18 protein-coding genes are annotated in these 23,068 nt (G+C 35.6%); 3 read left to right on the forward strand and 15 right to left on the reverse strand.

Features of this window, described 5'->3' with window-relative positions:
• Window positions 1-494 precede the first annotated feature (494 nt).
• From JFV29_RS02285 to JFV29_RS02310, 6 genes are all read right to left on the reverse strand, one after another.
• Window positions 495-1,274, reverse strand: coding sequence for a hypothetical protein (locus tag JFV29_RS02285; protein WP_201180996.1), 780 nt, complete (start codon window positions 1,272-1,274; stop codon window positions 495-497).
• Between the two features lie 141 nt (window positions 1,275-1,415).
• Window positions 1,416-2,246, reverse strand: a complete 831-nt coding sequence (locus JFV29_RS02290) for a 3D domain-containing protein (protein ID WP_201180997.1) — start codon at window positions 2,244-2,246, stop codon at window positions 1,416-1,418.
• 384 nt (window positions 2,247-2,630) lie between these two features.
• A complete protein-coding gene (locus JFV29_RS02295) occupies window positions 2,631-2,879 on the reverse strand; it encodes a hypothetical protein (RefSeq protein WP_201180999.1) in 249 nt (82 codons plus the stop codon).
• 17 nt (window positions 2,880-2,896) lie between these two features.
• Window positions 2,897-3,187 (reverse strand): SAV0927 family protein, encoded by a 291-nt coding sequence (locus JFV29_RS02300; RefSeq protein WP_053345620.1) that lies wholly within the window; start codon window positions 3,185-3,187, stop codon window positions 2,897-2,899.
• Window positions 3,188-3,222: 35 nt separating this feature from the next.
• A complete protein-coding gene (locus JFV29_RS02305; RefSeq protein ID WP_201181001.1) occupies window positions 3,223-4,500 on the reverse strand; it encodes a Glu/Leu/Phe/Val family dehydrogenase in 1,278 nt (425 codons plus the stop codon).
• A 237-nt stretch (window positions 4,501-4,737) separates the two neighbouring features.
• On the reverse strand, window positions 4,738-6,084 hold the full coding sequence (locus JFV29_RS02310; RefSeq protein WP_057217832.1) for an APC family permease: 1,347 nt from the start codon (window positions 6,082-6,084) through the stop codon (window positions 4,738-4,740).
• A gap of 388 nt (window positions 6,085-6,472) precedes the next feature.
• Here JFV29_RS02310 and speB point away from each other — a divergent pair, with 388 nt between their 5' ends.
• Both speB and JFV29_RS02320 read left to right on the forward strand, forming a co-directional pair.
• Entirely contained in the window at window positions 6,473-7,438 is a 966-nt protein-coding gene (gene speB, locus JFV29_RS02315; protein ID WP_056523038.1) for an agmatinase, read from the forward strand.
• A gap of 288 nt (window positions 7,439-7,726) precedes the next feature.
• The gene (locus tag JFV29_RS02320) at window positions 7,727-8,080 is read left to right on the forward strand and encodes a GNAT family N-acetyltransferase (RefSeq protein WP_201181002.1); all 354 of its coding nucleotides are present in this window, start codon (window positions 7,727-7,729) and stop codon (window positions 8,078-8,080) included.
• A gap of 1,014 nt (window positions 8,081-9,094) precedes the next feature.
• On the opposite strand, the gene JFV29_RS02325 is transcribed toward JFV29_RS02320, so the two are convergent.
• From JFV29_RS02325 to JFV29_RS02350, 6 genes are all read right to left on the reverse strand, one after another.
• The gene (locus tag JFV29_RS02325) at window positions 9,095-9,811 is read right to left on the reverse strand and encodes a FadR/GntR family transcriptional regulator (protein WP_201181003.1); all 717 of its coding nucleotides are present in this window, start codon (window positions 9,809-9,811) and stop codon (window positions 9,095-9,097) included.
• Between the two features lie 1,159 nt (window positions 9,812-10,970).
• Window positions 10,971-12,338, reverse strand: a complete 1,368-nt coding sequence (locus JFV29_RS02330) for an MFS transporter (protein WP_201181004.1) — start codon at window positions 12,336-12,338, stop codon at window positions 10,971-10,973.
• Window positions 12,339-12,791: 453 nt separating this feature from the next.
• A complete protein-coding gene (locus JFV29_RS02335) occupies window positions 12,792-13,958 on the reverse strand; it encodes a saccharopine dehydrogenase family protein (protein WP_201181005.1) in 1,167 nt (388 codons plus the stop codon).
• Window positions 13,959-13,981: 23 nt separating this feature from the next.
• On the reverse strand, window positions 13,982-14,935 hold the full coding sequence (locus tag JFV29_RS02340; protein WP_201181006.1) for an NAD(P)-dependent oxidoreductase: 954 nt from the start codon (window positions 14,933-14,935) through the stop codon (window positions 13,982-13,984).
• A 47-nt stretch (window positions 14,936-14,982) separates the two neighbouring features.
• Window positions 14,983-15,414 (reverse strand): Rieske (2Fe-2S) protein, encoded by a 432-nt coding sequence (locus JFV29_RS02345; RefSeq protein WP_201181008.1) that lies wholly within the window; start codon window positions 15,412-15,414, stop codon window positions 14,983-14,985.
• 26 nt (window positions 15,415-15,440) lie between these two features.
• Window positions 15,441-16,577 (reverse strand): amidohydrolase family protein, encoded by a 1,137-nt coding sequence (locus JFV29_RS02350; protein ID WP_201181010.1) that lies wholly within the window; start codon window positions 16,575-16,577, stop codon window positions 15,441-15,443.
• 1,069 nt (window positions 16,578-17,646) lie between these two features.
• Here JFV29_RS02350 and JFV29_RS02355 point away from each other — a divergent pair.
• Window positions 17,647-18,063: a hypothetical protein gene (locus JFV29_RS02355; protein WP_242485283.1), complete on the forward strand. Its 417-nt coding sequence runs from the start codon at window positions 17,647-17,649 to the stop codon at window positions 18,061-18,063.
• A 642-nt stretch (window positions 18,064-18,705) separates the two neighbouring features.
• Here JFV29_RS02355 and JFV29_RS02360 read toward each other — a convergent pair.
• The 3 genes from JFV29_RS02360 to JFV29_RS02370 all read right to left on the reverse strand — a co-directional run bounded on the left by JFV29_RS02360 (window position 18,706) and on the right by JFV29_RS02370 (window position 23,064).
• Window positions 18,706-20,118 carry a LysM peptidoglycan-binding domain-containing protein gene (locus tag JFV29_RS02360; protein ID WP_201183317.1) on the reverse strand — a complete coding sequence of 471 codons (1,413 nt, stop codon included), beginning with the start codon at window positions 20,116-20,118 and terminating at the stop codon, window positions 18,706-18,708.
• Between the two features lie 560 nt (window positions 20,119-20,678).
• A complete protein-coding gene (locus JFV29_RS02365; protein WP_201181012.1) occupies window positions 20,679-20,939 on the reverse strand; it encodes a hypothetical protein in 261 nt (86 codons plus the stop codon).
• Window positions 20,940-20,958: 19 nt separating this feature from the next.
• Window positions 20,959-23,064, reverse strand: a complete 2,106-nt coding sequence (locus tag JFV29_RS02370) for a transglycosylase domain-containing protein (protein WP_242486777.1) — start codon at window positions 23,062-23,064, stop codon at window positions 20,959-20,961.
• Window positions 23,065-23,068: the final 4 nt, after the last annotated feature.

Genomic DNA, 23,068 nt, shown 5'->3' on the forward strand with positions numbered 1-23,068 from the left:
CTATGTTTACTAAGTCACCAATACTGATATATTATGTTCATTTTTACATAATCAATGGGAATTCACAGAAAAAAACTACTTTATGTTGAAGAAAGTAGATAAAGGGGGATGGTCTAATGAATAAAAATAGACTATTTAAACATCTTTGAATGCTTCTTTCAATAGAGATTCCTAAAGATACTAAAATAAGATTGAAGAATTGGTTAAAGAATTAGAAAAGTGAAGGAAAAATCACTTTAAGAGGATGTATTCAAAGAGAATGCTCGGTTTATTTACATGGAATGATTAAGTATGCACCCGAATAATCGGGTGTTTTTTTATTAAGGAAATCGGACTTCTTTTAACCGCCACCTGTTTCATAAAGAACTTAAAAGTAACAGATTTATTGTCATCCAACAGCATGGAAATCCAAATTCTGATTAACTTTCACTTAGTTCTTTTCTTTTCCCTATTCAACATTTATGTTAGGAAATTAAACACTACTACACTACTCATCATTTGCCTTTGATAAATTTTCTGAAATTATCGTAATCAGTCTTAATGTAATGAAATACCTTTGCGTTGCCGTCATGATCTGGATGAGTTATTTTTAATAACCCTTTATATTCTGCTATCACGTCTTTATTACTCGCCATTTTTGCAAGTCCTAATTTTTCACTATAATCATTTGATTGATTATTGGAGTCGAAATTGTAATTGTCTCTTTTGTTTTCTTTTACTTTTATCAATTCATTACGTAATTCAATATTTTCTTTTAATAAATCCTTTGTTTCAATTTGTAATTTACTTTTCTCATTCTTTAGTATTACAACTTCCTTTTTAAACTTATCTCTTTGCTGGATTAATATTTTTTTTGCAGACTCATGAAGTTCTTCAATTCCTTTTATATGCTTATCTTGTGCTTGTATTTTTAATTTTAATCTGTGAATGATCTCGTCCTTATTTTGATCAATACGATCATTTATTGACACCTTTGAGACTGTATCATTAATTATGTATCCAGTTTCCCTATTCCCGTTTCCCTCGTATTTAATCTTACCTTCACGCATCCAACGTCTAACAGTTTGAATACTAATACTTTCTGTTATTCCTGCATCTTTTAACAGGTCAAATGCTTGATCTGTATCATCAATTATGTATCCAGTTTTTCTATTCTTGTTTCCCCCCTCGTATTTAATTTTACCTTCACGCATCCAACGTCTAACAGTTTGAATGCTAATACTTTCTGTTACTCCTGCATCCTTTAACAGGTCAAATGCTTGATCTGTGTTCACGATGTTCCCCCTTTCACTCTTATTACGCATGTAATGTTATTTATTGAGCGATATTAGACTATTAGAAAAAATGAGTCGTTTTTTGTACCTCGCCGCAACGAAGAAAAAGATATTTTCTAAACAATCAATTATATGATTGAGTTAATTCAATACTTGTATTTTCACGTTTTTAACGCCCCAATTTAAAGCATCCTGCTCATTAGGAATAAAGATATCTACTCTATTTCCTTTTATAGCACTGCCGGTATCCTCTGCCGTTGCGTAGCCATAGCCTTCCACATACACTTTTGATCCAAGTGGGATGACAGATGGGTCAACAGCTACTACTTTTGCATCCGGATTTGCTTTTAAGTCGATTCCAGTAGCTGTAGTGCCGCTACAACCTTGACAATCAGCAGTATATGCAGTTGCTCTTACAGTAATCTCTTTTTCTATGCCTGATTGATTCGTAAATTCACTGTTAGATACTGTTTTTTCTTTTTCTGCTTTTTCAGCTGGTGCTGCTGGCTTTGCTTGCTCAGCTGGTTTCGTTTGCTCAGCTGGTACTGCTGGTTTCGCTTGCTCAATTGGCGCTGCTGGCTGTTCAGGCTTAACGCTCGCTGCCTCATCTTTGTACGTCCCAGGTTTAATAACTAGTTCCTGCTTTGGATGGATTGTATCTGAATTTAAACCGTTCCAAGATTTAAGGTCATTTACTGATACATGATATTTGCCTGCAATTTCCCATAACGTGTCCCCGGACTTGACCTTATAATGCTTTTCTTGAGAAATATGTAATGTTTCTCCTGAATAAATCGTATCTGAAGACAAATGGTTCCAATCCTTAATATCTTCTATTGATACTTTATATGTTTGAGATATCCCCCATAATGTGTCTCCATCTTTCACATTGACATCTTCTGCTTGTACCGGAATAGTGAATGCACCAGATATTGCAGCCGCTGCCGTTAACGATAAGATTGATTTTTTCATATGTTGTTACCTCCTTGTAAGCTAGTAAGTTAGCTAATTTTTTCAATAATAGCATAGTTATTTGCTATACAAAGAACAAACAGATAAAGAATAGATGACAGATATCACAGAAGGATAACGAAAAGGTATCAAATTTTAAAATAACACTAGAATAATTAATCCTATATGTCCGTCGTATCAAATCACGACACGACTGGGCGGAGTTTGGTTGTTTTACTGGTCCGCACCATCCAGATAGACTATCTTCCAGAAAGAAAGTACTTCAAGAAATTGCAAACATTTGTCCAACCCCATTATTGCTTCATATGTAATTTCAAACTGCCCTTATCCAGAAAGCAGATAAAAAAAAGAAGATGATTCAGTTCATCTTCTTTTCTCTATATATTAATCGCTACCGGTCACGAATAAATCTTCTTTAAAATAGGCGAGGACCATGCCAGTTTCCACTTGTTCCCCCTCTAGTACCTCCAATGATTCTATCTCACCGCTGACACCAATATGGATGATTTCCTCACGTCCATCTGCCGTCTTAATATGGAACAATGGTTCCCATTCGTAGAATCCGGAATTTTTGGTTATTAAAACTTTTTCAACTTTACCATGACAAGGACTAAGAATCACATCAACGTACATATATATCACTCCTTCCTTCAATATTGTTCAAAATGAAATTGGGATTGTAAGACTGACTTGAGAAAGTATTGAAATTCAGAAATATCTTCTTGTTCAATGCCAAGCTTCGGAGCCCAGTACTGATCTAAATGAATATCATCAGCACACAGTAGGATCATTCTCCCGCTTTGAAGGGAGGTGACCATTGCTTTACCTAAAAACTGAGCCGAGTAAGCAATAGTCACATCATATCTATAATTTTTTGACAATAAGCAATAATGATGAATAGCCTGGTTTTCTTTATTTTCAGAAATAATATCAAAATTCAACTGATTGCCTCCTTTCTTGTAAAGCCCTAATTAGTTTAGAACCTGACCCACCCTCGGAGCCGGGATGCTTCTGCTATTTTACGAATCCCTTCTATATAAGCAGCAATTTTCATGTTCACGGAAAATTTTTGAGAAGTATGATAGACATTCAAAAAGCTGGCTGTTATCTTTTCTTTTAAACGTGTATCTACAAGTTCTTCTGTCCAGTAATATCCTTGATTGTTTTGGCACCATTCAAAATATGAAACAATCACTCCTCCTGAATTCGCCAAAATATCCGGGACTAGTAATATACCTTTTTCATCGAGAATTTTGATTGTTTCCTTTGTTGTCGGTCCATTTGCTGCTTCAATTAGGATTTCACATTGCAGTCGTTCGACATTATCTTTATTTATCACTCCGCTAATAGCTGCGGGAATTAGCACATCACACTCTTTTTCCAATAATTCTTGATTGGATAATGAATCTTTAAATAAGTTCGTAACGACTCCATACGAATCCCTGTTTTCCAAAAGGTAAGGAATGTCTAAGCCGTTTGGGTCATATAATCCGCCAAGCTCATCCGAAATCCCGACAACCTTAGCTCCCAATTCATGCAAATACATTGCCAAATAACTTCCAACATTCCCGAATCCCTGAATAATTACTCGCATACCCTGAATAGGCATTTTCTTTAAATCACTTACCATTTGAAGAGTATATAATACTCCCTTGGAAGTAGCAGTTTCTCTACCCTTCGATCCTCCTAATGACAATGGCTTACCCGTAATAAAGCCGGGTGAATCAAACTCCCTGATATGATCATATTCATCTAGCATCCAGGCCATTATTTGAGAATTTGTATACATATCCGGTGCAGGAATGTCCTTTGTCGGCCCAACTATTTGACTGACTGCCCTGACATACCCTCTGCTTAATCGTTCTAGCTCAGACAAACTCATCTGTCTGGGATCACAGACAATGCCACCCTTTGCTCCTCCATATGGAAGATCTGTTATTCCGCATTTCAAACTCATCCAACCCGCCAAAGCCTTAACTTCTTCAGGAGTGACATCCGGATGAAACCGAATCCCTCCTTTCGTTGGACCGGTTGCATCATTATGTTGAGCCCGGTACCCTTGAAACATCCTTGTCTCACCGTTATCCATTTGGATAGGAATACAGACTTCTAAAAAGCGCATTGGTGTTTTTAAAAAATCAAAAACCTGATCTGGGTAGTCCAAAACATCAATTGCTTCTTTTAAGATATCCTGGAATTCTTGCAGAGAATTATCCTTTTCGCGTTTTTTAATCCCCTCAGTTTTAACTGCCATTTTAGCACCTCATTTTTTATTCTTATAAATGTATAAAGCAATTTCCGTGCCAGCTTTACCAATGTTGCTGGTTGGTAGTATATCGCCACTTTCCTACATGGATTCACGCTTCATTCATCCAGACCATATGTATACATTCATAAGCAATTCAAATTTGCATAATGTTAAAATATGATGATGAAATAAACAAATAGAAAAAAACGCATCCTTTTTAAAATGCGTTTTTCCTTTCAAACTCTATAACTGAATTTCTTCAACTTGATATTGAGGTGGAGCTGTTCGGAATGCCTTCGTGATAAATAATAGATAACAAAAACCAATTATAAACCAGCCTAACCCCATTATTAGTGAGCTAGTCTCAAGATTAATCCAGAGAATAGCAATTGAAATAGCTCCGATTAAAGGCATAATTAAATAATTGATACATCCTTTAATAGTTCGATGCTTCTTCTCTCTGAAGACAAAATGGCTGATTACTGACAGATTTACAAAAGTAAATGCCATTAATGCACCAAAGTTAATCAGTGATGCGGCAGTCACTAAATCAAAAAACAAAGCCGACAAAGAAATGACTCCAACTATGACAACATTAATAGCTGGTGTTTTCCACTTAGGGTGGATAAATCCAAACCATTTTTCCGGAAACACTTTATCCCGGCCCATAACATATAAAAGACGTGAGACACTGGCGTGTGAAGCTAGTCCTGATGCTAGCGTATTGACGAAAGTTGCACAAAGAAAAATGGATTGGAACAGCTTCCCACCTACATAAAGGGCGATTTCCGGTAAAGCAGCATCTGGTTCCTTAAAACGGGACATGTCCGGGAAAAAGAGCTGAATAAAGAATGAAGAGGTGATGAAAATAATTCCACCCCAAAGGGCTGTTAAAAAGATCGCTTTCGGAATCGTTTTTTTCGGATCTGGTGTTTCTTCTGAAAGTGTTGTTACTGCATCAAACCCCAAAAAGGAAAAACAAAGAATGGTTGCTCCAGTTATTATAGCCGAATAGTCCATTCCTCCATTTATGAAAGGCTGAATTGTAACCACTTCGCCTGTACCTTCTCCATTATGCAAGCCTTTGACAACAAGAATGATGAACACCACCATGATGGCAATCTGAATTAAAACAAAAAGGGTATTAAAGTTAGCAAGTACGTTAACACTCCGGAGATTGAGAATGGTGACAATCCCTACAAACAATACTACCCATATCCATGTTGGAACTTCTGGAAATAATGCTGTGAGATAGATTTTGGTCAACAATGCATTTACCATAGGCAAAAATAGATAATCTAACAACGAAGACCAACCTACCAGGAATCCTAAATGTCGGTTAATTGCCTTTTGCGTATAAGTATAGGCAGAACCAGCTGTCGGGAAAACTTTTACAAGTTTCCCATAGCTTGCGGCTGTAAAAAGCATACCCACCAATGCAACGATATACGCTGTTGGGACGTGCCCCCCCGTAATTCCAGATACAATACCAAATGTATCAAATACGACCATGGGCGTCATATAAGCTAACCCCATCATAACAATTTGCCATAATTTTAGAGTTCTTTTCAGTTTAGCACCATTTTCCACCTATCATTCCTCCTTGTAATCGCTTTCATTTATTAGGATTAACACATCTTTAATAGATTTAAAGACCTCCCCATTTTTCAAATTTTCAAATATTCTAAATGCAAATTCTGTGCCAAATGGTTACCTGTTTCCTTAAATACATGAATTTCGCAATAATAAGCTTTTAAATTATGCAATATTAGACAGCGTATTGGATTTTATTCACGAGAATGAAGTAGTACATCGCCTTCCGATAAGCGATTCAATTTTTCATAGATTATGCGCTCCTTCATAACTCCTGCAAATAATATCTAGTTAGAACATATAGATATCACTTAATAGCGACTTGGCATGATATTTGCATTGTTTCTCTACTATGAAAGAAATAAGAAAATGGAGGAATACAAAAATGAAATATCCGTTATCTCCTGACGTAAAACCAGAGTTTTGTACGACCGGATCATTCATGCGCTTACCTGCTTCAAGAGAAAATGCCAAATTGGCAGTATTAGGTATACCTTTTGATACAGCTGCTTCATTCAGGGTAGGAGCACGGTTTGCCCCACAGGCAATCCGCCAGGCATCTATGACCTTGTTTCCTTACCATCCGATACACAAGGTGTACCCATTTGACGATTGTAATGCCATTGATATTGGGGATATTTCAGTGATTCCCCATAATATACACCGAAGCTATGAGTTAATTGAAAGTGCAATGACAGACTTAATGAAAGAAGGAATCATTCCAATAGGTATTGGCGGGGATCATTCTGTAACATTGGCAAACCTGCGAGCTGCCGCAAAAGTACATGGACCTGTTGCAATGCTCCATTTTGATTCACATACTGATACCTGGGATACCTATTATGAAGAGAAATATTGGCATGGTTCCCCTTTTATCCGTGCATATGAGGAAGGTTTGCTCCAAACGGATAAAGTTTTCCAAATTGGAATTAGAGGGACGCTCAATCATCCAGGAGATATAGATTCCAGCACGGATCTAGGATACAACGTGATAACTACGCCTGAACTGAAGGAAAGAGGAATCGAGGATGTATTGAAAGAAGTCAAGAAGACCATTGGGGATACACCATGTTTCTTGAGCTTTGATATAGATTTTGTGGATCCATCCTGTGCCCCTGGTACAGGCACCCTAGAGGTCGGCGGTCTAAACAGCTTTGAAACCCTAGAGATGATTCGTTCTCTGCAGGGATTTAACTTTATTGGATTCGACCTAGTGGAAGTCCTCCCCCCCTATGATCCAACACAAATCACATCACTATTGGCAGCCACTATCATTCATGACTTTGCTAGTTTAGTAGCCTTAAAGATAAAAGAAGAAGAACTAGAAAAATCAACCCAAAATCATTCATAATATTGTTATTAGAATCTTGTGAGATTAACATAAAGAAGCAGGAACCTTAACTATGTTCCGCTTCTTTTTTATCAGCTAGCGATAAGGCCCTCATTTTCAAAACGAACCAATTCGTGAGCGAGTGTAGGTTAAGTGGGTGATGCATCTCTAGATTGATAAAGATTCAACTGAAATAGAAGCATTTTTAACTAACAAAAATTTTGGACAGGTTTATATGTCAGAAAATCAATCTGCATCTATTTATGGAAGGCGAAGCAATAAAAATTAAAAAAGATAGGAGAAATTAATATGAAAATACCAGTGGAAAATATTGTAGAGTTAACTGTAGAACATCAATTCTTACAGGCATATCCGATAATAAATCAGTTACATACTGATTTGACTTTAGAGGAATATCTAGAATTATTAAATGATATGCGTAAGGATGGTCAACAGTTATTTGCTTTATATCATGATACAAGCATCGTAGCTTTAGCAGGTATTAGCTGGCATGAAGATTTGTATAATGAACGCTATGTATTTGTACAAGATTTGGTTACTGATGTAAATCATCGCCCTAGTGGCCTTGGATATAGGCTGCTCAGTTATATACATAATTGGGCAAAAGAACAGGGTGCTGAATATATTTCATTAGAATCTTGATTTCAACGACTTGATACCCATCAATATATCAAAAAAATTCGGCTATACTATATTGTGTTTTCCGTTTCAAGTACAATTTTCAGGAAGGGCTAGTACCTATTAGGTGTAGCCTTTTTTCATACCTAAAATTCCCTCATATCCTACCTATGATATTTTGAAGTTTTGAATAAGGGTTAGCTTTTAATGAATTTTTATAGTTTTTATAAAAATGAAGTTTACTTAAACACTTTGATTTTGATGAAAAGTTGATTTATCAATGTTTTTCATGAATTTCTTATCAAACTTAGTTTCACTTTATAACAAAAATTACATGTAGATGTAATGGAAAAGAGCCTTAGTTGAAGTATCGCCATAGTATTAATAAAAATTCCATTTACACTAAATAATTATTCTCCCGACTACTTTTTTGACGAGTTTCTTCTTTAATTAAATAGTACTAATTTTAAACTACTTTCGTATTGCTTCATTAAAGGTCGTCTTTTTAACGTCTAACTCCCTAAGATTCCCAAAAATAGAGTAACCGTTTAGGTTACCCTTTCTAAGCTTAATTGCTATTATCTTTATCGGGTCACTCAAAGGAGACCCTTTTTATGGCTGTGTTTCCGGCTCCTAGACTAAAATGTCAAGATAGTAAACATAGTTACCGATTGCTACATCAAAGAGTTCAAATTCTGACATGCTTAAATAAGATTGGCCAAGAATTATCACCCTTTATTTCTTCTTTCCGCTAGGAATATCTGAAAGTAAAATTTCCCCTTCCTCGCTTACCCAATGATGATCTATTATATCACCACTAAATTCCTTCCCTTGCTCAGAATCAATATAATAGTGTTCTGCTTTGCGAAAAGAGCTTCTGGAAATTCCCTCATATTGCTTTTATAAGAGCCCACACTAATAGCTAATTTATGATAATACAGCTCTCCGACGTTTGGCAGCACTGGAGTTAGAAAGGTAGTAGCAGTAAAAATGCATATTTACTATGAAAAGCACACAATTAGAATTATTTTTAAAGATTTAAAGATCATCTAAATCATCTTCATCTATTCTTGGAAGTTCTGGTTCGATACCTTGGAAAATCATTTTCAATTCATTTTCTAATGAATCTAAGTGTTCTGTCATGATTTTCTCTGCATATTCAACATCTTGATCTTTAATTGCTTTAAAGATTGAAAAATGTTGGGCATAAATTGCCTTATCCATTCCACTGTATTGCCCTAATTTTTCTCTTGTGATAGATAAGACCTCTATAAATAAATCGGATGCCGCTTCCATCATTATTGAGAGAACCTTATTTTGACTGGATTTTACTATATAAGAATGAAATTTATGATCTGCAGCTACACTCTTCTGAAAATCATTTTCAATGAATGCCTGTTTCATTTCTTCTAATATTACAGATATGATCGCCAGGTCATTACTTGTTCTCCGGATTGATGCTAATTTTATTGCTTGAACCTCAATGATTTTCCTAGTTTCTAACAAATCAAATATAGTGACACTATCCAAAGCCATTGTATAGGATAGGGTATGATATATTCCTTTCAACTCAGGTTCCTTAATAAAGGTACCACCAGCCTTCACTTCAACCATTCCAAGCATTTCTAATGACTTTAAAGCTTCTCTTATTACTGTCCGGCTAACCTTTAACTGTGTAGACAATTCGCGTTCAGATAGCAATCTATCTCCTGGTGATAACCCACCTTCAAGAATTAAGTGTCTAATTTCCTCCATTATTTTTACGTACGACTTTACTGAAGACTCTTTACTTAGTTTAATTTTCAGTACCCCCTTTTACTCTCTTAATAAAATATATTTCTATAGTTTTTAGCTCATAAGCTAATTCAACTTTTGGTCAGACCAGGTAGTTATTCCCAATTATTATACGGGACTTCTAGTGGTATTTCAAAGTATTTTATATTATTCAAACTATTTCTAGATTTTTTTATGAAATAACTTTTATATTATCTTTGCCTGTTTTCCTTGATCATTTTAATCCTCTGATCAAGTACTCCTGCAGTTAAAAAAACACCAAAAGCACAAATAAGCCTCCAAAGATTTGCTCATTCGTTATTTCCCCTTCCAATAAAAAAGCAGGAAATTGCAGAAAGGGGGGAATTAAATTCAAAAGAAACTACTGACTCTTTTAGTCCGATTTCCCGAACTGATACATTCTGCCTTAGAAATTTCTAGCCCTCCAACAAACGCGAAGGGGCAAAAATGTCCATAGAATAACGGCTATTACCATTAGTAGGGCACCTTTATTATATTTAGTATAAAAAACCCAGACAAGTTTCCCTGTATCAATATAACTAATACTCCTATTATTGAGATGACCAACCCCAAAACTATTGAGATAACTTCTCTTTATGTTAGGATGTGATACTTGTGAGGAATATTAGAGTATGAATCTACCTAATACTGGCCAACTATTTTCGGTCAGGTAATTTTATTTCTGGAACCTATATCTTTTCGTAGATGTCACCAATCTGGACCACTTTCGCACGTTGGTTATTAACATTGGTTTTATTAATAATAATTGCGTTTACCAAAAAGCCTAAGTGGGAGGGTTATAACGTACCCCTTTTAACAGAACTTGAGCATACCACGGTAACGAATGCTGCTTTAGTTAGTCCTTTACAACCAGGATTACCCTTCTTTTAGGGAGTATCTTTCCCAATCAAATTTTTTATATAAAAAGAAGTCATACTAAACTTATAAAATAGCTTTGTATGGCTACTATGTTAAGAAGACTCCTAATTTTTTTGCATAATGATAAAGTGTTATCTATCTTTATAAAAAAAAGAGAAAGCAGACTTCTTTTATAGTCTGCCAATGTAACTTCATTTTTCATTTTTTACTTTCAAAAATTTTTTTTAAGTTACGTTTTCTTTTAATAGTTTGATACATCCTCTTTTTCATCCATTTTGCTCGCTTTATCTTGGCTCGCTTCTTCTAAGCTAAGGTTCTTTGTTTCAGGTGCCATAAAGACGGATACTAGTAATCCGATAACGTTCAATCCTGCTGCTATTAGCATCGTGGGTCCAACTCCAAATGTTGCTAAAGCAATTGGTAAACCGAATGTTCCAACTGAGGCACCGATTCTAGTTACTGTTGTAGCAAATCCAACTGCAGTCCCTCTAATTTCTGTCGGGAATAGTTCATTTGGATAAGCCCATTCAAGAATAGCAGGAGCTCCTGCGAAAAATGCATACATAAAGAACAAACTAACGATGATCCAACTGCTTGCTTCAGGTGCTAACCCCAGACCTAGCAGGGCGATTGTGGTAAAAAAGAATCCCCCGATACAGAGAGATCTCCGTCCAATGCGATCAATAAAGAACATAGAGACCGTACATCCAATTAAAAACATGAATGAAATTAATGCCGATCCAATATGGGACAAATCCCCTTTATTTAAATTAAAGGTTTCTAACAAAGTTGGTGCAAATGTATAAATCGCAAACATCGGGATTAATTGAAAATTCCAGAATAACATGACAAAAATCGTACGTTTTCGATAGGCGGGCGAAAAGAGTTTCATAAGACTTGGTTTTTGAACTGGTCCTGAAGGAATATCTTCTAGTGTCGTGGACTCCCCATAGATATTTTTCATGATTCGTAATGCCTTTTCTTTCTGTCCTTTGCTTAAAAGCCATCTTGGTGATTCAGGAGTATTTAAACGCATTAATATAACAATTATTGTAGGTATAGCACTTGATCCTAACATCCATTTCCAAGCATCTGGTCCTAAGTTTAATAAAAAGTAGCCTGCAAAGTAAGCGACAGTTGCACCCAAATACCAAGATATAGTAAGGAATCCGATCATTTTTCCTCGATATTTTTTAGGTGCAAATTCAGTTAACAACGATGTGGCAATTGGATAATCAGCCCCTATGGCTATACCTAACAACACTCGGATAATAAATAGCTGTTCGACATTTGTTGCAAATATTTGAAGTATGGATAGAACAAGAAATGCTATTAGATCCAAACGATACATACTTTCTCGGCCAACCCTATCCGTTAGATAACCGAATATTATTCCACCAATAAATATTCCAATTAAAGCAGAAGAACCCAGTAGCCCGTTCCATAAACCGTTGATTTCAAATGATTGATTTAATGGGATTAAAGCCATTGCAACGATGCTAAGTATATAACCATCAAGAAAAGGACCACCTGCTGTAAATATTGTTAATTTCATGTGAAATTTCGTTAATGGTGAATCATCAACAATATTACGCGCTTTGGTTGACATTACTATTTCCCCCTTTGATTAAAAGGTTTCTTTTTTTCTTCATAATAATTTGCGCTTCATTTCTTTTTTGTTCCCATTTTTCAAAAATCTGTCTGGATGAAAGGTGGGTAAAATGAATTTTGCAAATAGTCCGAAAATTATAATACTCTCAATAGCTTGTATGATTAAGAAATACATTATGAAGAACTAAGAAGGAAAAGTAATGCTTTACTGGATTAAGGATTTTCGTTATTAAATTGACAAACAAAATCGCATTTTTAACGAAAATCCATAAAATATCACGAATTAATGGTAAAATACTAAACTGAGCCCCCACAAATAATTATTACTAATGATATTGAACCGAAGCAAGCGATTTTCAGGACATCAAATTAAATACGTTGTCTGCCGGTAAATCATTTTTACTAATGTCGTAAAACGTAATAGAACCACGTTGTATTAAATATTTTATTTTTACAAAGTATGTTCAACCTTATTCGAGTATACTTCCATACCTCTTAACGCTAATTCTTTAAAGAATGCAGCGGTTTCAATACATTTTTCCGGAGGATATACACCTTTTCGTTTAACTTGGCCCTTTGCAAGCATTTGAGCCACAATGGATGGAGGTACAGATGTTTTCAATGCTCCAGCAGGAATATTCCATTTCTTTTCACTCCCAACATAAACCTCAACTACAACTTTCTCTTTCCGACCATTTTTTTCACCTGTTACGTCAACACGAGTTACACTATACTGATCTTTATCCACTTTTGGTTGTATAAGTTGATTAGCAACAGTTAGTAACGCTTGCCTTGGAGATACCTCAACCCCACCCATATTAATAGGTTCCTTACTACCAAATCCAAGCTGAACTAAAAACTCCACTTTCTCATGGAACTCCTTTGGAAGAGCAATGCTGAAGGTAGTATTTTTACAACCCTGGTCTTTAAATGAATCATAGAGTGTAACGGGCTCAGGATGAATTGTATATACAGGATTTGCAAGGCCAATCGGTTCCTTAAATTCAACAGGTCTAGAAATAAGTGGATCAATTTTCGTTATTTCACCATCTTTTACAATCACTGGATTCAAAGTATATTCGTCGATAATAGTATCTAGCATATATGGTGTAACTAACGGAGAAGAATATTCTGTAAAATCCTTCATGGCAATTGTAATATCAATATCAGATACTGTATCTAACTGTTCTACCCCTGCTAATGCCATCATATTTGAAATTCCAGGACCACTTCCCATTCCAAGGACGGCTGTGATCCCGTTTGCCTCAAATTCTTCTGTCAATTCTAGTTGTTCTGCAGTTTCTTTTGGCCAAGCACCAAGGTCTACATAATTGACTCCCGCCTTTAATGCTGCCCTGGTTACATTTGGACATAGAAAAGCTGGACCGCTATTGATAATAACATCAAAGTCTTTAATGACATTGGCAGTTTCTTCTTCTTTAAGAACATTAATCTGCTTGGCTGTTAATCGTGGATCTCCGATTTGCTTAGCTCTTTCTTCTGCTTTTTCTATTAAAATGTCAGCAACCATAACCTCTGTAACTTCATCATTTTCTAACAAATCATAAATTGTCCCTAATGCTTGGATTCCCGCTCCACCAATAACTATAATTTTCATCTTAATTCCCCTCTCTTAATAAATTAAATAACAACATTTTGATTGATTCCCTTAAAAAATTGAACTAGATTATTTATTGCTATAATAAAAATTTCTTTTGAAGCCTCGGGTGTATTGAATGCAATATGCGGACTAAGAACTACATTTGATATTGATAGCAGCGGGTTATTTTTCAAAATAGGCTCTTCATCAAAAACATCAATACCAGCGCCTGCAATTCGTGATGAAGAAAGAAATTTAACTAATGAAATTGTATCGATTAATTCTGCTCTTGATGTGTTAATTAGATATGACTCTCGTTTCATCAGTGAAAGTTCCCTTTCGCCTAATAGTTTCCTCGTTTGTTCAGTTAACGGCAGATGAAGTGAAACAAAATCTGATTGTTCTAGAAGCTTTTCTAAGCTAGTAAATGTTACACCTAATTTTAGGGCTCTTTCTTTATTTGGGTTAAAAGTCCAACAAATGACATTCATGCCAAGTACCTTACATAGTTCAGCCATTCTCTGCCCTATTCCACCCAATCCAATCAAACCGATTGTTTTTCCCTTTATCTCCATGATCATCTTGGACTGATCCCAAATCCCACTTGTTACATTTTTGTGGTTCTGGTTAATATTTTTTGCTAGCGAAAACATTAATCCTAATGCATGTTCTGCAACTGAATTATCTGCATATCCAGGGGTATTTGTAACTGTAATACCTCGAGACGCTGCAAATTTCAAATCAATGAAATTAGATGCACCAATCCCGGTAAATGAAATGATTTTCAATTTAGGGCATTTAGCAATAACCTCATTCGGTATTAACCATCCCAGAAGTATCCCATCGGCATCCTTTACCCTGTTAACAAACTCTTCTTGAGTTTCTGGTCTTCCTTCATAAACACGAATTTCGGCAAACTGTTGTAATGGATCGAGAAGTTCATCCGTTAGTAATTTTTTAAATTGCGGATCTGCATCTGGATATACTATTAACACCTTTATCACCCCCTTACCAACTTCTCTACTAATTTGAGAAACTTTTATTAACAGATATGAGTGAAATGACAGTCTTTAAGTACTATGTTTTCAGGCTTTCTTTTTAGATATAGTACAATATCCTTTTCTTCTTTTTTTACATCGTAGGTTAGAAGGGAAACCTGATTAGGTGAAAAAAAGGACTTTCCCGTTTTCAAATCAAATTCCCATCCATGTAATGGACATTTAATTATTTCATTTTCTAACCCATATTTATATTCCTGAGGATTAGAGGTCACCATTGTACCCGTTACTGGTCCGTAAACCATGGATATCCCTTGGTGTGGGCATTCATTTCGAAAAGCGTATATTTTTTCATCTACATTTATGATTGCTATTTCTAACTGGTCTACTTTAATTAGTTTTCTTTCTCCAGGTTTTAGTTGATCAGAAGGAAATAAAACAACACGATTTTGACTTTGTGTATTTTCTACTTCCAAGAATAATTTACCTCCCTTAAAAAAAATTAAAACCTAAATGTTTCCAAAGCATTTTCATAGTATATTTTGCGTTTTAAATCATCTGGGAACCGAAGAAAAACTCTTTTGAGATTGTCTCCATCCCAATGAGGATAATCACTGCAAAATAATAGCATGTCCTCTGCATTTACCATTTGAATCATTTCTAGAAGATGATTTGGCTTAAATGGTTCCTCAATTGGTTGTGTGCCTAAACGAATATTTCTTCTGATGTATTCACTTGGAGGTATTTTCAACCAAGGAACTTCCTGCCTTAGCCCCTTCCAGTTTTTATCTAACCTCCACATTAAATGAGGTAACCAGCTAACACCGTATTCAATAAAAGCAAACTTCAATTTTGGAAACTTCTCGAAAACTCCTTCAAAAACTAAGCTCGGGATCTGCCTCATTGCAATGATTGGCAAAGTAGAATGCCATTCGATGTATGTTGATGCAGGACCAATCGCCTGATCAGGAGAGTATTCTGCCGTATTCTCTGCATCAGGATGAACTACAATAGGAAGTCCGTACTCCTCAGCAATTTCATAAATGGGCCAAAAATGACGCTTACCAAACGGGATGTTAACTACGCGCAAGTTAATTCCGACTATTCCAGGTTTACGACCAATTCTTTCTATTTCTTTAACACTTTGTTGTGGGTCTAAAGGGATTACTTCCATAGTCATTTTGAATCTTTTGTCACTTTTTATCCAACGATCGTAAAGCCAGTCATTCGTTGCTCTTGTGTATTCTGCTGCAAGGTTAACATTATGATAAGCTCCCATAGTTCCATGACCAATATTTAGAATACCGTGTGTCGTGTTATAACGATCAAATAAATCCTCTGTTAAAAATTTAGGGTCCGACCCAGGTATACCTCCACAAGGAGGTATCGCATCAGTCCGAAGTACATGTCCCGGATTTCCATACCTGCCCTTTGGAAATTCAAACCCACCATTATTTTGATTTTTTAACATATCATTCTTAAATTTACCAATATTAAGTTGTTTCTGATATGCTTCATCGAGATATAGAACTAATTCATCAAGTGAAGACAAAAATGGGTGAACATCACAATCAATTAAACTAAAAGAACTCTTTACATCAAAATTGGTACTTTGGTTCTCCTTTGATAATACATCCAATCGTTTCCACCCTCTTCATTGTTAAAGTTATCATATCTTTAATATATCAACTCCTCTCAAGGTGAAAATTCAAAATGAAACCGTTTACATTAATCCATAATTTACACTGCTAAGTTGGTCTGACCATGGAATACCGTAATTATAAACCAGAAAATTACATTAGTCAAAATATTTTAAATATTTTATTAACTAATTTAATTAACATAAAATTTTCCTATGGACTACCCTTTAGTTATTAATATGGGAAAGAATATTTGATACTAAAACGAGAAGTAGCTGGGGCTGCATTGTGAAGATAGGTATTTTTCAAGGAAGGAGAAATCATCTAAAACATGGAGGGAAATTTAACAAGCCAAGAGGGCAATCGAATAGAAGGCATATTAATACAAATGAAACCAATTTGTAACGCAGGCATCCTTTATTACTCTTTTAGAAGGGTGAAAACAGAGCTTTATAATACCTTCAATTTATCTCCATATTTTATAACCAAAACTCATTATTACGAAGTAATGTTTTAAAACAAGGTAATATTTAAATAGGAAACGTTTTATATCCAAATGGTTCCTATTTTCATTGCTATAAATTCCAAATTTTCTTTAAAACTAATAGGTACTAACACTTTATCCCCATATACCTTACTACCTTATGATGTGATAAGCACGGATCTAAACTTAACCCTATTGTTTTATGCATAGCGAGATTTACTCCTAAAAACTTTTAAAAGTCTTCACGTAACCGCATAACTCTTCCTCCTTTTTTATTTTTTATACAAAACAATCTTAATTATTCGTTATTTTAACTATTGAATCAATTCATAGGGACGCGACATAAAACTTTAGAATTTCAGAGTCCATTTTCAAAAATGATTATGACACTAACTGTGTTTGTGTTTGACGTTGTAGTTCTAAATTAATTCGATTAACACCGTTGTTGATTTAAACCCTCCTGATTTGAGAGAACGGTTAACAGGTGTTTAGATTAAATTGGAAAAAATATTGAGTGCAAAAATCTGCTGTGACTCTACATCCATTTTATTTCGCTGCTTTACAACAACATCGTGAGCTTATCTGTGATTGAAGATGAAGTTGATACAGTACATTTTTTGTATAAAAAAAAGTGGAAAGGAGAAGGTAATATTGAAAGTAAAAAGCCAATAGAGAGGACGATAAAAATGAATCAAAAGTGGTTAAGACTATTATCAGTTGTTTTTCTTTCTGCCATGATGTTAATGGGTTGTAATACTACAAATAAGGATAATAATCCAGCTCCTCCTAATAAAGAAGAACCAGTTGAAGATCCTAAGGATGCAACTGACCCAGATAATATCGATGATAATGACGGGGGCACTAATACAGAAGATCCGATTGAAGACCCTAAAGATGCAACTGACCCAGATAATATCGATGATAATGATGGGGGCACTAATACAGAAGATCCGATTGAAGACCCTAAAGATGCAACTGACCCAGATAATAAAGATGAATAATAATTTAAATAAGTAAACAGCAATAAGTATTAATACCGTTTGTTTTCAAAAATGTAAAAACGCTGACCATAGTCAGCGTTTTTCAGTTTGACGTTTATTTAAATTTGTAGAAATAGCCTAAAGAGACATTGATATTCACCTTACTATGTTTGCGCTTCAGTAATTTCTTATACGGCTTGTTTAAAGCATTCTTCATATTGTAGCTGATTCCCAGCAAATTGTTTAATGGGTATTAATAAGTTCCGAGCATTTTGCTAACAATAAAAACATAATAGAGGATAAATTTTTGTTCTCAAACTTCTTTACATGTTAAAAATTAACCTTTGTTCAGCAAAAATCATTCCATCGCAGTCGTTAATTTCCCAAAGATTCGCCCCTTAAATAAGCTGTCTGTGTATACCCTGAAAATTGGGCATGGCAGCAACTTTCTGCAATGCATGGACATATGAAGTAACTTTTGCTTCTTCTCATCCACATTTTACAAAAAGGGCATTAAGATTTAATAGTTGTGATTATAAATGAGGATATAATGATTGTTTGATTCTTATTCTGCCAAAAACGCTCACTTTGTTGACCCCATGTCAGGCAAAAAGCAATGATGAACTTCTAGGGCGGGCAATTTCAATGCTATTAAAAAACACCTTACAATTTTCGTACAATAAATGTATCTCCAAGTAATTCCCAATTCTGAGGGAAAGGATAACCAAGTACCCAATAACTGAGACCCCTTGCCCTGTAACTCTTCACCAGGTCGAATTTGGCTTTAGCACTGCGTGCGTCCTCAAACCAAACTTCATGTGTGCGTCCCTGACTGTCTTTGTATCTATAATAAGGTGATTGGGCTGTCTCGTCATATTTTATTTCTACATTATATTGGGTGGCACGCCTGATGGCTTCCTGCATGTCGAAAGTCTCTGCTTCTTGACCCTCTATATGAGGAACAAGCCAGTCACGTGCATAAATTTGAAAGCCTATAAAGATTTTGTTTGTTGGAATCACTGTAACTGCATAGTCTAGAACCCGCTTGATTTGATTAATGGGAGAGATAGCCTGTGGCGGTCCCTTTCGGTAACCCCATTCATATGTCATCAGCACAACGAAATCGAGCAGCCGTCCGTGAACTGGATAATCATGTGCTTCAACTAATAATCCCTTTTGATTGGCACTAGTTTTTGGGGCAAGGGAGGAGGACACAAAGTAGCCTTCAGGACGCAATCGATCCACTGCTCTTTGGAGGAACCGATTGTAGACATCACGGTCCTCTGATGCTACACTTTCAAAGTCGATATTCAATCCACGGTAACCTTTATTTTTCATCGTATTTATAACATTGGTCAATAATTTTTCCACTAAACTTAAATCAGAAAGTATCGTATGTGCAAGCTTTGTTCCCGCTTCAGTCGCGGAAAAATTCGTTATGCACATCATGGGTACAACTCCAGTTGACTGCGCCGCTTGTATGGTCGGGTTGTCATCAATGACTTCTAAACTCCCATCTTGCCTCATTCTATAACCAAACGGACTTACGTATGTCAAATCGTAGGCTACTTCACGTACCTGCACCGCACCACTTTGCCCATAAACGTTTGTAAAACCATTCACATCAATCGTGGGTTTCGGTTTCTGGGGAATCTTTAATATCTGTCCGGGATAAATACTAAAAGGGTCTGTAATTCGATTAGTCTGCATAATGGATTGAACTGTTGTTCCATAACGTCTTGCTATGTCATAAAGGGTATCTCGTTCCCTTACTGTATGAAAAATGACCGGAATGGTAAGTCTTTGTCCTGGATAGATATTAGAAGGATTTGTGATGCGATTCGTTTGCATGATTTCCTGTAAGGTTGTTCCAAACTGAGTCACGATTTTTTCGAGAGTATCCCCTGGTTGAACTCTGTACTGAAGATAAGGTTCAGGAATCAAAAGTGCTAGGCCAATCACTAACTTTTCGGGATTTTCAAGGCCATTGATCCTAACTATTCGGTTGGTGCTGACACCATATTGCTGGGAAATCTTCCACAAGGAATCCCCCTTATTCACCACATGGATTTTCAAATGCACTGCCCCGCTTTCCTTCATATATTTCATTCATTTTATTCCTTGTAAAGACCTTATATGCTTCATGGTGGTTTCGTTATTCCATAATGCTCAGTTTTTTCGCTCTTCTAGCTTATAATTATTACAACAAATTTCTGGTTATTTAAAGTACATCCAAGAAACCGTGCTACATTTTTTATCCCAGATCATTGCTCCTACAATTCAGTCATTTTAACCATCATTGTATATCTTTTACGAAATGGAGAACATTAACTTTGAAGGGCGAAACGTTCAGGGCTCCCAACACTTCATCTCCCTGACTCTCGTCCTTCATGTTTTTTCTACATTCTATTGTTGGGTTATATGAGGTATCCAATGGTTTCCATCAATTAAAAATACAAAAAAGCCCTTTTTTCATCTACTAAGGGCTTTTTTTGTTCATAAAAGTGTACTTTTTCGAATGAGGTAAAAGTACATTTTCCAAATTTTATGAGCTAACGGTATCTATTACATTTATTACAAAAAGCAAACCGCATGTAAGGTTCAATAGCTATAGCTAGTGTTACTCATCCAAATGGTTACACTACACTATATTTTTCATTGACATTTATAGGTTGATAGTCTTTTATCCTTAACCTTTTATCTGCATAGGCAAGATTTTTCAAACATTCTATTCGAACTTTTTCGTCACATACAAAGTCGTATAAAATTTCATTTTCTAATCTTGAATATATTAATGAGATTTCATCTTCTTTAGTCCATTTTCCCATTCGACTAATTTCTAAGTGTCTTAGCATTTCTTGTTCAAAGTATTCTACCGTACCGAACAAAACAGTCATTATAATTACTCCCCCTTCCTTATCCATGATTCTCCTTTTTTTCTTTCTTAACTTTGTTTTTTTTATCATCTTTTCCCTTATTTTTTTTCTTATCTTTGTTTTTTTTATCATCTTTTCCCTTATTTTTTTTCTTATCTTTGTTTTCTTTATTTTTGTTTTTTATTTCTTTTAAATGTTTTTTATTTTCATGGCTTTTGTTCTCTTCAATTTTTGGTGCTTTGATTCCACTTTGGTTTTCATTATCTTGTTTTCTCTTTTCTTCTTTAGCCTTTACTTTCTTTTCTAATTGTTTTATATAGTTGCCTCCAAGTAATGATAGGTCAAACCCTTTAGTAGGGACCTCATTGCCAGATTTCAATAAAATCTCTTTAAAAATAACAGTAGCAGTTCCACTACTGGACGATGAGAGATAATGGGTTTGATCTGTTTTGTCGTATCCTAACCAAATGGCTCCTACAACTTGCGGAGTATACCCTACAAACCAATGATCCTTCGCTCCATTTTGCGTAGAAAATGGCAGTTGTGTAGTTCCTGTTTTACCGGCAATTTCTCTACCTTCAATCTGAGCCTTTACCCCTGTTCCTTCGTTTACAACACCTTTCAGCATAAAAGTGATTTTTTGGGCAACAGATGGTTCTGTTACTCGACTTTCTTTTTTATTCCACTTTCCGAGTGTTTCGCCACTGGCGTTCTCGATGCGTTGAATAGCATGTGCTTCTACCATAATTCCATCGTTAGGGAAAGCGGAAAAGGCTTGTGCCATTTGCAATGGAGAAGTTCCTTTGTTCATACCCCCTAAAGCTAGACCGGGAATATAGTCTTTTTGTTCCAATGTGACTCCAAAACGTTCCACTGCCTTGCCCCCGTACTCTAGTCCTATCTTTTGCAACAACCAGACAGCTGGTACATTATAGGAATGAACTACAGCATCATACATAGAAACGCTACCGCGAAATTGTTTGTCATAATTCTGAGGTTGATATCCATCAATATTAAGGGGGCTATCTTGTAACATATCAAAGATGTCATAGCCTTGTTCCAACGCAGGGGTGTATACTGACAATGGTTTCATTATTGACCCTGGTTGTCTTTTTAATTGTGTTGCACGATTATACTGGCGGAAGCTGTGCTCTCCTCTTCCTCCAATAAGAGCATTGATTCCTCCTGTCGAAGGGTTAATTAAGATTGCCCCACTTTGAATCAATCGATCTGGCTGACTTTTTGGAAACATATTTTCACTTTTATATACCTCTTCAACAGCATTCTGCATCCTAGGATTTAATTCTGTATAAATCCGGAGACCACCTGAAAGCACTTCGTTTTGTGTGAGATGATACTTATTAATTGCCTCATCAATAATGTTATCTACATAATGAGGATATTTCCCTTTATAGTCTTCTGTTTTCTTTCCTTCTAACACTATCAATTGTTGCATGGCTTTCTCTAAATCACTTTCGCTAATATAGCCTTCATTCTTCATAAGTGACAATACAATATTTCTACGCTGAATTGCCTTGTCGTAATTTTTAAATGGCGACAGGATAGAAGGTGCCTTAATAAGTCCTGCTAGCATTGCGGACTCACTTAATGTTAATTTGTTTACGTCTTTTCCAAAGTATACTTGAGCAGCCCGCTGAATTCCCCAAGCACCTTCCCCAAAATAGATTTGATTTAAATATCGTTCCATAATCTTATCTTTAGAGTATGTCCGTTCAATTTTTTTAGTAAAAATGAGCTCTTTGAACTTTCTTGTATATGTACGTTCCTGGGTAAGAAATACATTTTTAGCTAACTGTTGTGTTATTGTACTTCCCCCCGCTACAATTCCCCCACTAAATAGATTCTTAACCATAGCTCTAGCAATACCTACGTAATTAATACCATGGTGATCGTAAAAACGCTGATCCTCAGTTGAAATGACTGCATTTATCAAATCGCTAGGAATTTGTTTAATACTAACTCCCTCAATATTTGAAGTCGAAATCTTACTTGCAACGCTTCCCGCTTGGTCGTAGATAATTGTCGGTTGTGGTACAGGATTCTCTAATTTACTTACATCAGTGGTCCAAATAAACATATTAAGAATAAGTAAAACGCATATAGTAAATGTTGTAACTATGGCCATTATC

This window comes from Peribacillus sp. TH16 (assembly GCF_016651095.1).
In the GTDB taxonomy this organism is placed as follows: domain Bacteria; phylum Bacillota; class Bacilli; order Bacillales; family DSM-1321; genus Peribacillus; species Peribacillus butanolivorans.